Origin of the sequence: Paenibacillus aceris (assembly GCF_017874035.1) — a bacterium.
Taxonomy (GTDB): Bacteria; Bacillota; Bacilli; order Paenibacillales; family NBRC-103111; genus Paenibacillus_E; species Paenibacillus_E aceris.
Window position 1 is genome coordinate 389311 of sequence record NZ_JAGGKV010000002.1, and the last position, 12627, is coordinate 401937.

A 12627-nucleotide genomic window follows, 5' to 3' on the forward strand; every position below is an offset into this window, starting at 1 on the left:
GGAGCTGCCAGAGCCCCCTTCGAACTATTATTCTCTTTTATTGAACAACTAATTTAGCTTTCATTTTAGCGTGACCTTCGCCACATGGTAGTACGCAATCAATCTCATAAGTTCCTGGTTTGTCGAATGTAATTTCTTTTGAAGGGTTTTCTTTATCCAGCTTAACATCCAACCCTTTAATTTCGATTGCGTGTACGCCTTCTTTCAAAGACAAGGAAACTTTCGTAGGCTCGCCACTTTTGATCGTGTAGTCCGCCGAGTCAAATTGCCAGTTTGAAGCAGCAATCTTAAGCTGTTGAATTTTACTGCTGGCTGCCTCTGCTTCTTTCGCCGCTTGGCGTCCAGAGATATCTTGAAAGAGGACTCCCAGCCCCAGTGCGCCCGCAAGTATAAATAACACAAAGAAAATCCACTTTTGCATGCATATCCCCCTCATAATGTGTTCACTTCATCTATTCTACCTAACATCGCGAGACAATCCCATACAGGTTTAGTGGCAAATCCTTGAATATTTTGTGACGGAATTGTGACTGGACCTTCGTAAAAACATCCCCCTTACCGGGGGATATTATCCTTACTATTTCCCATCATGCCGCAAATTACACGCCGCTCAGTCTGTCACGAATCTGGAAGCCCCCGGATAAAGCCGTTTGTCTCTTTCTCTCGACAGGTTGAAATGTTTGTTGCTTATCATTTAGTTCTTTAATCTCACGATTAATCCGGAACGTGCAGTCTTGGCAAAGCTTATGCTGACGAATCAGCTTCGTGCAGGATGCGCATGGATAGTTCAAATTCGGATAGTCGGTAAGCAGCAGCTTCCCCTCTTTGATCCATGCATACATCTGTTCGCTCGTAATCCCTATCGCAGCGTTTAACTGCTCATTCGTAGAGCGGTGATTTCTGCGCAAATAATCGAGACAACCCTGTAGCAAGGAATCTATGCTTCTGCTGCAATCTGCACATTGATTTCGCAAGTTTTTTTGGAACACTTTTCCACAGCGTGGACAGTTGGCCACCATTAATGATTGGACTGACATGCTCGATCACATCCCCGGACTGGGTAACCCTTACTAGATCACCCTCATATATAGTACTAATTCACTATATATTATCATGACTTCCTTCACATGAATAGGTCCAAAGGTGCGTGTCTACATTAAGAATCGATCAAATGTAGTTTCCAATTATCCCAGCTGAACTTCTCTTACAAAAGCCTTCACCAATGCGATAAACTTTGGTTTCGTCCGATTTGCGACCGCTACAACTTGCTCGTGCGTCAGAGGCTCCAGCTCCTCACCTACCGCCATATCGGTAATGCATGAAATTCCAAGCACGTTAAGTCCAGCATGACGCGCCGCGATCACTTCGCCTACTGTAGACATGCCAATTGCATCTCCGCCAATACGAGCGAGCATCATCAATTCAGCCGGCGTACAGTATGTAGGTCCTGTAATCCCCGCATAAACGCCTTCCTGCAGCTTTAGCGGTACGCCATCCTCTCCTGAAATAGAATGTGCCAGCTTATGAGCGAGTGCCCGGTATTCACGGTTATAGGCTTCAGACATGTCCGGGAAACGGACACCCAGATCGCTGTGGTTAGGTCCGATTAACGGGTTATCGCCTGTCATATTCAGATGGTCGCTTATGACCATGAGATCGCCAGCTTTAAATCCGCGATTCATGCCGCCTGCCGCATTCGTCATCACGACGGTTTGCACGCCGATCGCTTTCATGACATAGACGGGAAAGACAACTTTTTTCATATCATAGCCTTCATAATAATGAAAACGTCCCTGCATAACGATGACTTGTTTGCCTTCCAGTGTGCCTGCCACAAAACGTCCCTCATGCCCTTCCACTGTAGAAACGGGGAAATGCGGCACATCGCTGTAATCGATTGTGATCGGATTTTCCACCTGATTCGCCATATCGCCAAGGCCCGAACCCAATACCAGACCGATGACTGGCGCGGCACTGCCTAATTTTTGTTGAATAAACGCTGCAGCCTCATTAATTTTCTGTATGTAAGTCAATTCCATGTTGATCTCCTTATCAGATAAATAGCCTCAATTTGTGATTAAATAGCCTCAATAATGCCCAGTACTAATTTCAAAAACTTAGGTTTAACCTTCTCCGTCGTTTCCATCACCTCTGCGTGAGAGAGCGGTTGATCCAAGATTCCGGAAGCCATATTGGAAATACAGGAGAAACCAAGCACCTCGATACCTGCATGACGCGCTACGATAACTTCAGGCACTGTAGACATACCGACAGCGTCGCCGCCTAGCGTACGGAACATACGAATCTCAGCAGGGGTTTCATAGTTAGGGCCCAACAGTCCAACATAAACGCCTTCTTGCAGTTTAAAATCTTGAGAAGCCGCAACCTCATGCGCCAGTTTGCGCAGACGCTTGCTGTACGCTTCCGACATATCCGGGAATCGTACGCCAAGTGCAGAGTCGTTCGGCCCGATCAGTGGATTGCGGTATGTTAAATTCAAATGATCGCTGATGACCATCAAATCGCCAACTTGATAAGACTCGTTAATTCCGCCAGCCGCATTCGTTACGATTAACGTTTCCACACCTAATTCTTTCATTACGCGGACCGGAAAAGAAACAGTCTCAGCCCCATAGCCTTCATAAGCATGGAAGCGGCCTTTCATGACTAATACTTGTTTGCCTTTAATCGTACCGACAACCAGCTCGCCGGCATGACCTTCTACTGTGGACACCGGGAAATGCGGAATGCGCGAGTAATCAACCACGATTGGCTGCTCGATGAGATCGGCTAGAACGCCAAGGCCTGAACCTAAAATGAGTCCGATTTGCGGTTTAATATTCGTTTCCTTCGAAATAAAGGCGGCAGCCTCTTGAATCTTTTGAATCATGGATGTCTCTGACATATAAATTCCTCCTAAGCTTAATTTCTCAGCCTGTTTATTTTAAAAGATGTAAGAAACTCTCGCCTTGATCTGTAGGCTTCACGCCGAAATTATCGGCAATCGTAGCTCCAAGATCGGCAAACGTTCCGCGAATGCCCAAAGAAACAGGCGCCTCAAAGCTCGGGCTGTATAACAAAATGGGCACATATTCACGCGTATGATCCGTCCCTGCATGTATAGGGTCATTGCCGTGGTCTGCCGTCAGGATCAGCAAATCTTTCGGACCGAGTTTCTCTTTGAGCTGAGGCACATAGCTGTCGAATTCCTCCAAAGCACGCCCGTAGCCCTCCGGATCCCGGCGATGACCGTAAAGAGAATCAAAATCCACCAGATTCGTAAATGCCAGCCCTTTGAACGGTTCGCCAAGCACTTCAATGGTCTTGTGAATACCGTCTAAATTACTTTTCGTCGATGTCGCTTTCGTGACACCTTCACCATCAAAGATATCGTTGATTTTCCCAATCGCGATCACATCGAATCCGGCATCTTTCAAATGATTCATCACTGTCGGCTCCGGTGGCTTCACTGCATAATCATGCCGGTTCGGCGTGCGTTTGAAGGCTCCTGGCTCGCCAATATAAGGCCTTGCGATAACACGGCCTACGGCAAACTCCCCTCGCGTCAAACGTCTCGCAATTTCACAAGCGCGATACAGCTCTTCCAGCGGAATCACATCTTCATGCGCGGCTAATTGGAAAACACTGTCGGCAGATGTATATACGATCCAAGCTCCCGTTTTCATCTGCTCTTCGCCCAGCTCATCTAAGATTTCCGTCCCGGAGGCTGGTTTGTTGCCAATGACTTTACGGCCTGTCTCCTGCTCAAATTGTGAAATCAGTGCTTCCGGAAATCCATCCGGATATACGTTAAACGGCGTAGAAATACGAAGTCCCATCAATTCCCAGTGCCCTGTCATCGTGTCTTTTCCGACGGATACTTCGGCCATTTTGCCATAGTAAGCTTCTGGTGCTTCAGCTTGCGGAATCCCTTTGATCTCAGCAATACTGCCTAGACCCATACGCTGCAAATTAGGCAGCGAGAATCCGCTTACCCGCTCAGCAATATGTCCTAGCGTATGGCTGCCTGTGTCGCCAAACTCTTTTGCATCCGGTAATTCGCCGATGCCTACGCTGTCCAATACGATTAAACCTATTCGTTCAAAGCGCACGATTGTCCCTCCAAATTGTTTCACAATGTTATCCACCCTTGATTATCGCACTTCTAATCTATGAATGCAAAACAGCAGCTTCTCCAATTGGAAAATGCCGCTGTCATGCTTTTACATATTCGCTCTCGGATGAGCGCTATTGTAAACATCCTTCATTTTGAGCTTGGTCACTTGCACATACATCTGGGTGGATGAAATGTCGGAATGTCCCAGCATCTCCTGAACGGATCTTAAATCTGCCCCATTTTCAATCAAATGAGCTGCAAAGGAGTGCCGTAAGGCGTGAGGGGTAATCTCGCTTGCGATATTCATTTCCCCTGCGTACCTTTTCAAAATTTTCCAAAAGCCCTGTCTCGTCATCCTAGTTCCCAAGTGTCCAATAAATAAAGCTTCTTCATCCGCCGACTTCTTCAGCAATTTCTTCCGATCCTTATGTATATAGGCGGTTAAACACCGGATAGCAATGGAACTAAGCGGGATATTGCGCTCTTTATCCCCTTTTCCCATGCATCGAATGAACCCGAGCTGCAAATGAACATCGTCTACATTCAAAGAAATTAGTTCGGAGACCCGGATTCCCGTCGCATACAGAAGCTCGAGCATCGCTTTATCACGTGCTCCGCTTACAAGCTCCGGCTGAGGGGCATCCAACAATTTGCCAACGTCTTCGACCGAAAGCACTTTGGGCAGCTTCTTTTCCAGCTTCGGCGCCTCAACATAAAGCGATGGGTCTGAATCAACCAAACGCTCTTTCACTAAATACTGGTACAAAGCTCGTATTGAAACCAGATTCCGCGACAAAGTTGCCGAGGCACGGCCAAGCAATTTCATCTGTGACAAATAGCCCGCAATATGGGTTTTACTCGTTTCTTTCCAAGCAGTCACGCCCTGCCGCTGTAAATACATCATAAATTGCTGCAAGTCTCTCTCATAAGATTCCAGAGTATTCTTAGCTAGTCCGCGTTCAACGGACAAAAACCGGATGAAGGACTGCAGATCAACCGTCATCATGCGATTATGCTCCTTCGTTATCATGCCATATTTCTATCTGATAGCATTCAACGATGCATTAGCGATCTCCTCTTTTATTCGCCATACCAATAAAATAATCGCAGCCTGTCGCTCATTCTGCCTGACTCCGGCAGCGTAGAACGCTCGTGCTGTCCAAATACCTTAACGGAGTTGCCAGTTGGCGTGCGATACCGATTCACAGGCTCTATCCAGCCGGAAAGCACCATCATCACTTGATATAAAACAACGGTTAGCGCCATGAAAAGCATCATAAAACGTAAACGAACAAGTAATTTGCGATATGAAAATATCATAGGCCAGCCCCATTTCTGTCCCTTTCTTTAGGACAGGATATGAGGCTTAGGCCCATATTATGACAGTTCGGACAACTTCACAAAGGGAAGTCCCAATGCTTCAGCAACCGCTGGATGTGTTACGCTGCCTTGGTACGTATTTACCCCCAATTGTAAGGCGTAATTGGCTGCGATCGCTCCTGTTAATCCTTTATTGGCTAGCTCCAGCGCATACGGGAGCGTTACGTTCGTTAAAGCTAGCATCGAGGTTCGAGGAACTGCACCCGGCATATTCGCTACCGCATAATGCACGACGCCGTGTTTCTCATAAGTCGGGCTGCTGTGTGTAGTCACACGGTCGATCGTTTCGATCGATCCACCTTGATCCACTGCGACATCTACAATGACGGCGCCTGGCTTCATGGTTTTGACCATCGCCTCTGTTACTAATCTGGGGGCTCGGGCCCCAGGGATAAGAACGGCCCCAATCAAGAGATCTGCTTTCGCAGCGGCGCTTGCAATATTGAAAGGATTGGACATCAGTGTATTCAGCCTTCCTCCAAAAATATCATCCAAAGCACGCATTCGATCCGCACTCCGTTCGATAATCACGACGTTGGCTCCGAGGCCAAGCGCCATTTTGGCCGCATTGGTTCCCACAATCCCGCCACCAAGAATCACCACATTGGCTGGTGGAACACCGGGGACGCCGCCTAATAAAATACCGCGTCCCCCATAGAATTTCTCCAGAAAGTGCGCGCCGATTTGAACGGACATGCGTCCTGCAACTTCGCTCATAGGCGTCAGCAGCGGAAGCGATCCATTGGGCAGCTGAATTGTTTCATAGGCAACCCCCGTTACCTTCTTGCTAAGAAGTTGTTCTGTCAAATCGCCCGCTGCAGCCAAATGCAAGTAGGTGAACAGCAGCTGCCCTTCACGGAAAAAGCCATACTCGGCAGGGAGCGGTTCCTTCACCTTCATAATCATTTCGCTGCGACTCCATACTTCAGCGGCTTCCGGTATGACAACGACGCCTTCCTTGGCATAGTCATCATCACTGAAGCCGCTGCCGCTGCCTGCGCCGGCCTCAACCAGCACTTGATGACCAGCCATCCGCAGCATGCTTGCTCCACCAGGTGTTAAGGCGACGCGGTTTTCATTATTTTTAATTTCCTTCGGTACGCCGATCACTATCGATTGCTGAGTCACTCGCCTCTACCTTCTTTCTCATGAACGTTAGTCATAATGTACCCATGCTTACAGTCCAATTATGTGAAAGGAGATTCTTCTTTCTTCTTACCCAGTATATGAAAACTACGCAAAAACGCCTGTACGCACAGGGTGTGGTACAGGCATTTTCTTTGTATAAACAGCTCTATTCAGACGCTGTTGTTTTGGATTTGTCCAATGAGTCCGGTTTCCCTCGTTCGTTACAGCGATAGCAAATACCTTGAAAATCAAGTCGATGATCTAATACTTGAAAATGAAAATCCTGATCTAGTCTTTCTTCCAAAGGACCAAGCCAGTCTTCCATAATTTCATCCACGGTCCCGCATTGAACGCAGATTAAGTGATGGTGGTGGTGACGCGTGCTGTCATCCCGCAAATCGTACCGGGCTACACCGTCGCCAAAATTCATTTTCTCCAGGACGTGCAGCTCACTCAGAAGCTCTAATGTTCGGTACACGGTTGCCAGACCGATCTCCGGAGCTTTATCCTTCACAAGCATAAACACATCTTCGGCGCTAAGATGATCTTGTTCATTTTCTAAGAGTACGCGCACAGTCGCTTCCCGTTGAGGGGTAAGCTTGTACCCTTGGGATTGCAACTGCTGCTTAATTTTCTCAATCCTTGCTTCCATATGCCTCCCCCTCAGAAAGGTGGGCATCCAAGCCCAATTTTAGCCACTCTTTTTATTATAGGGGGAGCTTGCAGACAAAGTCAAACAGAAACATGTTGATTCTTGTCATCCATAAAGCGGAATTAGCATTGGCGTAACCCATTTCATCATTAATTGCGACACATACCCCTCCCAAAGCGCTGCTCCAAGCAGGAAAACGCCCATTACTAGGGTCAATGTCGTGAAACGCATAAAAGGTTGGTACATGTTACCATTACGACTCATAAAGCGATTTTTGATCATATAAATGGAAAACGACATCGCCGCCACACTGCAGAAGAGAATCGCCGGAATGACAATCAAGTTTTGCGGTGCGATGGAAACGAGCGCAAACAGCATGCCCTTCCATGACATTTGACCAACGAGATAGCCGACAGTAAAACCGATCAGCACACCCTTGAGAAAATCCAGGACAAGGATTAGCGGAAGGCCAATCACCGACAAACCAAACAGCCAGATCAATAAAATCCACTTCATATGCATGCCAAAAGATTGAACGAACGACTGCCTGCTGTCAAAATCGGCGCCATCATTAACTTCATGAAAAAAACTGCCCAAATGCCTCGTCATTTCTTGCTTTTGTTCTAAGGAAAGCGCATTAACCATAACGGCGCCGAACACAACACCTATGAGAAAGAGCACGGAGACGAATATAAATAGCGGCAAATTATCCTTCATATATTGTTTCATCGTTAGGTTCCTATTCACTCTCGCAGCTCCTTCCGTGTGTACAACCTCTACAAAGACAAGCTTATGAGCGAGAGCCGGAAACTATGAACGATTTTTCACTTTGCCGTATCTTCCGCCTCCACCAACCTCAAGTGAAAGTGTGCCTTCACGCGCACTGACAAGGTAGGCAGCAATTTCTTCGCCCACTTCACGCTCGAGCTCTTCCTGCGTCGTGCGATGCAGCACATTCATCTCGGTTCCAAAGCGGTGAAGCAGCTGATTCAATTTCTTGGGGCCAAGACCCGGGATAAACTCAAGTGGAACTTGAAAATGATAAGGTGGCCGGTAGGGAGGCAAATACGGCTCCTCACGATCCGCCAAATCCAAGATCCGATCCATGACACCTCTGACAATTTTATTGCTGCCGCAATCTGCGCAGCGCTCTACCGTGCCCAGCTGATCATCCAGAACCGTTTCACATAACGAGCAGTAGGTGCGGTGGTACTTGCCTAACCGGGGATTCAACCCGTAGTTTGCAGCAATATCACGCCCTTCTTGACGATGCAGCGCTTTTACGAGTTCTTCGTAAGTAGGAGCAGCTAACCGTATTTCGTTATACTCACGCCCTATTTTGCCTAAAGAATGCGCATCTGAATTCGTCACGAACGTAAACGGATCCAGCTCAGATATCAAGCCAGCCATCTCTGAATCAGCGCTTAACCCCAGCTCAACGGCAGAAATACCTTCCAAGTCAAGCAGATTTTCCATCTTGTTTGTCGCGCTGCCGTACACGCTTTTGTGAGGCGTGAAAATATGAGCGGGAATGAGAATTCCCCCTCTACCAAGCACCTCTTCCTGAAGCACTCGCGCGGGCACATAAATACGCTGCGAACTCAGCTCCACATTTTTCATGTAGCCCTTCATCCACTTCGTAAAACCCTGCATCGTCTCCAGATTAGGCAGATACGCCAGCAAGTGCGCAGGCTTCATGCCCGGCTCCCTGACTTCTATCTCACTCCCCAATAGGATCGTTGTATCCCGGTAACGAATCCCCCCGCCAGCCAGCTCAACCATTTCTCCTTGTTCCAGATATGACATGATGTCGTCTTGCACAGAGGGTGAATGGCAGTCGATAATGCCAATGATCTCCATCCCTTTGCGGACAGCCGCTTCATGAGCAATATTGAAAAAAGTGAGATTATTTGCGGCACTAATCTTCACGGCTTGGCCGCTCTCCGTTCGCCCAATGTGAATGTGAAGGTCTACGTAGTAAGACTTCATTCTAAATCCGGCCCGTTAACCGATATAATTGCCATGCATAAACCGCCAAAATGGTTTTCGCATCGCTGATACGTCCATCACGCATGTATTGCTGCGCTTGTTCCAGCGTTATAGCTTCACATTCCAGAAACTCATCCTCATCCGGATTGGCATTCCCTTTAACCAAATCTTCGGCGATGTACAGATGGATGATTTCATCCGCAAACCCAGGGGACGTATAGAAGGAACTGACCAGCCTCACATTCTCAGACCGATATCCGGTTTCTTCCTCTAATTCGCGCAACGCAGCTTTCAGCGGCTCCTCGCCCGCATCCAGTTTACCTGCCGGGATTTCGACCTGGCTTTTCTCCAGCGGCTTACGGTACTGCTCCACAACGATCATCTTATCCCCGATTAATGGAATGACAGCCACTGCTCCCGGGTGCTTTACGATTTCTCTTGTTGCCGTCTCCCCATTAGGGAGCGTAACGGTATCCACCTGAAGCGAAATAATTCTCCCTTTGAAAATAGATTCAGAATTAATAGTGACTTCTTCGAATTTTTTATGTTCAGACATTCGGCACCTCATCGATTTCTAAATTGGAATAACTTGTCCAGCTTTTGCATATCGATCATTATATCAAATTTTAACCGGAAAAGAGGAAGATCGATATGAAGAGTTATGTAGCAGAAAGTCAATTTCGCCTCGTAGGAAAAGCATGGGAAATTAAACGCCAGCTTCAACTTATGCTCCAGCAAGGCGGACAAAGCATCACATTGATTGATTATCTAGCTGGATTGCACAGTCCACAGCAGCGCAAACCCCTTGGAAATAAGCAGGGTCCTGCCATAATCCCCTTCCCATCGAGGTAATCGGTTGCGGATAGGAGCTAAAGGCCTCCGCGATCTCTTCGATCGAGACAACAGGCATCATCATGACCCGATGACGCTCCAGACTATACGCCTGCTCCCCAATCATAGCGTGTTCGTCATCTTCTAATTGCGGCAAGGGTACGACTGCCGGACATCTAGCGGCAAGCTGAAGCGCAGTCAGCGTATGATGGCTAATCCCCCGATGGCGGGAACGTTTATCGGCAAAAGAAATGCGCGGAATCACAATCGGAGTCCCCCCCAGAGCGTGTACGGCATTCACCAATTCGCCGATTTCAATACCCGAATAGCCATAACGCGTTCCTGTCCCTACAATTCCCGGACCCATCGTGACCAGACTAAGGTCCGCTTTGGCTACATGCTTAGCGGCGATTAAGGCGCTAAACTTGTTTATAGCCTCTAGCTTTCCACCGTACGCTTGACCATAGGTAATGGTGCTTTGAAGCCACCTCATGTCCTCCAATTGAGCCGCATGCTGACTCCAAGCAAGCGGGAGTGCGCCGCCGTCCGTCATGATATAAGATATATTCTTCGACAGCTTTAACGGCTGATTTTGCTGCAGCTCGCGGTACCGCAGCCAACACACCGCCGCTGGCAGCATACTATGTAATTCCCCGAGTAAAACAGGCATACCTTCCAAATTCTTATCGCCATTAAAAACAGTATGAAAAATGCTGATCTCTTCTTCAACAGCCAGAACACTCCGCTGTAACGGAGTGTATTTGAGTTTCATAATATGACCTTTCGTTGAACGGCTTGCAGAAGGAAGTTGGCCATTATCCAAGTGCCGCGGCAGAACGATATGATAGCCTCCTGAGCCTAACGACAGCTCCTCTGCCGTTACATTTAGTACAACACTGTCTCCGGGATGAAGCAAAGGTGAAATATCGGTATAATGGACAGCACGTTTCTCCTCGCCGCTGAACCGCATTTCGACGCTAACAACTTGCACCCCTTCCCTGACGGACATAATGCCCCTGACCGTTCCTTCTTCCCGCCTCATCATGCCTGTCTCCTCCTTATGCTCCTTGCCTACTTGCAGCATATGTGGATTAACGCGGAATTAAACTTACTCGGTTGATTTTCTCCAATGACATCTCGTTTACTCATAACACGCATACAAAAAAAACCGATTAGCTTGCCACTATTCGGCAAGTACTAATCGGTTGAACAGACATTTTAAACTTTTGCAGCTTCCTTCACAAGAGCAACGACCAGTTCAGCCGTTTTAACCAGATCGCTGATGGCGATATGCTCTTTCGTCGTATGGATTTCATGGTAACCAACAGCCAGGTTAACCGTTGGAATTCCCATGCCATTAAAAATATTCGCATCGCTGCCGCCGCCGGAATGGAACGTACGCGCTGTCAGTCCAAGCGTTGACAAGGCTCTTGACGTTAGCTGCACGATAGGCGCCGAGTCGTCATGCATGTAGGAAGCATATACGATGTCTGCTGTAAACTCGCAAGTTGTTCCTGCATCTGCCGCTGCTGATTCGCAAGCCTCTTTCATCGCAGCGATTTGCGCTTCCAGCTTATGCTGCACGATACTGCGAGCTTCCGCTTCCATTCTCACTTTATCGCAGACGACATTTAGCGGGCCTTCGCCAGAGAAACTGCCGATATTCGCTGTAGTTTCACTATCGATTCGTCCGAGCGACATGCGTGAAACTGCTTTGCTTGCGACTTGGATGGCACTGATGCCATCTTCTGGATTTACGCCAGCGTGAGCTGATTTCCCATGGAAAATAATTTCAATTTCCGCACGGCCGGGAGCTGCTGTAGCAATATCGCCAATGCTGCCGTTGGAATCCAGCGCGAAGCCGAACTCAGCTTCCATTACGCTGCGATCCATAGCACGTGCGCCTTTCAGACCGCTCTCCTCACCTGCCGTAATAACGAACTGAATGCGGCCATGAGGAATGTTTTGCTCTTTGAGCACTTGAATACCTTCGAGCATAGCTGCGATTCCTGCTTTGTCGTCACTACCCAGGATCGTAGTTCCGTCGCTGCGGATGTAACCATCTTCGCCAATTTGTGGCTTGATGCCTTTACCCGGAGCTACTGTATCCATGTGCGATGTAAAGAAAATCGTTGGAATCGCAGCATTGTTGTCCGTCGCTTCCAGCGTACAAATCAAATTGCCTGATCCATGTCCGCTTTTTGCCTTGGAATCATCTTCCACTACAGTTAAGCCCAAACGGCTGAATTTTTCTTTCAGAACGGCGCAAATTTCTTGCTCAAAGCGGGTCTCGCTGTCTACTTGTACGAGCGAGATGAATTCTTCTACCAAACGGTTTTGCTGAATCATGTACTTTCCTCCGATGCTCACTTTGGGTTACAATAAAAGGGTACAAGCTTTTTTTACGATAAAGGAGTGACTTTTCGTGTTACAGAATAGACGTTGGTTTAAAGTCGTGATTTACGTAATGCTGATCACTATGCTTCTCTCAAGCCTATTGTTTACTGCCGGATTATTTTTTGATTCCTAG

At 47.7% G+C, this 12627-nt stretch carries 15 protein-coding genes and 1 pseudogene; 2 read left to right on the forward strand and 14 right to left on the reverse strand.

The annotated features are described in order from the left end of the window. Positions 1-37: 37 nt before the first annotated feature. From J2Z65_RS06040 to J2Z65_RS06095, 12 genes are all read right to left on the reverse strand, one after another. The gene (locus tag J2Z65_RS06040) at positions 38-421 is read right to left on the reverse strand and encodes a cupredoxin domain-containing protein (protein WP_167053675.1); all 384 of its coding nucleotides are present in this window, start codon (positions 419-421) and stop codon (positions 38-40) included. 178 nt (positions 422-599) lie between these two features. Then, entirely contained in the window at positions 600-1037 is a 438-nt protein-coding gene (locus J2Z65_RS06045) for a flagellar protein (protein WP_167053673.1), read from the reverse strand. A 147-nt stretch (positions 1038-1184) separates the two neighbouring features. Beyond that, a complete protein-coding gene (locus J2Z65_RS06050) occupies positions 1185-2039 on the reverse strand; it encodes a purine-nucleoside phosphorylase (RefSeq protein WP_167053671.1) in 855 nt (284 codons plus the stop codon). Positions 2040-2077: 38 nt separating this feature from the next. Further along, positions 2078-2905, reverse strand: coding sequence for a purine-nucleoside phosphorylase (locus J2Z65_RS06055; RefSeq protein WP_167053669.1), 828 nt, complete (start codon positions 2903-2905; stop codon positions 2078-2080). A 34-nt stretch (positions 2906-2939) separates the two neighbouring features. Beyond that, positions 2940-4112 carry a phosphopentomutase gene (gene deoB, locus J2Z65_RS06060; RefSeq protein WP_167054400.1) on the reverse strand — a complete coding sequence of 391 codons (1173 nt, stop codon included), beginning with the start codon at positions 4110-4112 and terminating at the stop codon, positions 2940-2942. A 111-nt stretch (positions 4113-4223) separates the two neighbouring features. Then, positions 4224-5120, reverse strand: a complete 897-nt coding sequence (xerD, locus tag J2Z65_RS06065; protein ID WP_167054398.1) for a site-specific tyrosine recombinase XerD — start codon at positions 5118-5120, stop codon at positions 4224-4226. Between the two features lie 77 nt (positions 5121-5197). Next, a complete protein-coding gene (locus tag J2Z65_RS06070) occupies positions 5198-5437 on the reverse strand; it encodes a DUF4227 family protein (protein WP_167053667.1) in 240 nt (79 codons plus the stop codon). Between the two features lie 57 nt (positions 5438-5494). Continuing rightward, positions 5495-6610 carry an alanine dehydrogenase gene (gene ald, locus J2Z65_RS06075; protein ID WP_167054396.1) on the reverse strand — a complete coding sequence of 372 codons (1116 nt, stop codon included), beginning with the start codon at positions 6608-6610 and terminating at the stop codon, positions 5495-5497. 181 nt (positions 6611-6791) lie between these two features. After that, positions 6792-7277, reverse strand: a complete 486-nt coding sequence (gene fur, locus J2Z65_RS06080; RefSeq protein WP_167053665.1) for a ferric iron uptake transcriptional regulator — start codon at positions 7275-7277, stop codon at positions 6792-6794. A gap of 105 nt (positions 7278-7382) precedes the next feature. Then, complete coding sequence (gene spoIIM / locus J2Z65_RS06085; protein WP_338111563.1) at positions 7383-8024, reverse strand: stage II sporulation protein M; 642 nt, start codon at positions 8022-8024, stop codon at positions 7383-7385. 63 nt (positions 8025-8087) lie between these two features. After that, positions 8088-9266 carry an endonuclease Q family protein gene (locus J2Z65_RS06090; protein WP_167053663.1) on the reverse strand — a complete coding sequence of 393 codons (1179 nt, stop codon included), beginning with the start codon at positions 9264-9266 and terminating at the stop codon, positions 8088-8090. 1 nt (position 9267) lies between these two features. Continuing rightward, on the reverse strand, positions 9268-9822 hold the full coding sequence (locus J2Z65_RS06095) for an NUDIX hydrolase (RefSeq protein WP_167053661.1): 555 nt from the start codon (positions 9820-9822) through the stop codon (positions 9268-9270). Between the two features lie 95 nt (positions 9823-9917). Here J2Z65_RS06095 and mciZ point away from each other — a divergent pair. Then, a pseudogene (mciZ, locus tag J2Z65_RS36065) lies at positions 9918-9983 on the forward strand (Z-ring formation inhibitor MciZ); the annotation flags it as partial. A gap of 34 nt (positions 9984-10017) precedes the next feature. Here the strand turns inward: mciZ and J2Z65_RS06100 are convergent. Beyond that, positions 10018-11142: a DUF3866 family protein gene (locus tag J2Z65_RS06100; RefSeq protein ID WP_167053659.1), complete on the reverse strand. Its 1125-nt coding sequence runs from the start codon at positions 11140-11142 to the stop codon at positions 10018-10020. 173 nt (positions 11143-11315) lie between these two features. Continuing rightward, a complete protein-coding gene (locus tag J2Z65_RS06105; RefSeq protein ID WP_167053657.1) occupies positions 11316-12446 on the reverse strand; it encodes a M20/M25/M40 family metallo-hydrolase in 1131 nt (376 codons plus the stop codon). Between the two features lie 76 nt (positions 12447-12522). Between J2Z65_RS06105 and prli42 the strand changes: the two genes are divergently transcribed. Then, the gene (prli42, locus tag J2Z65_RS35165) at positions 12523-12627 is read left to right on the forward strand and encodes a stressosome-associated protein Prli42 (RefSeq protein WP_167053655.1); all 105 of its coding nucleotides are present in this window, start codon (positions 12523-12525) and stop codon (positions 12625-12627) included.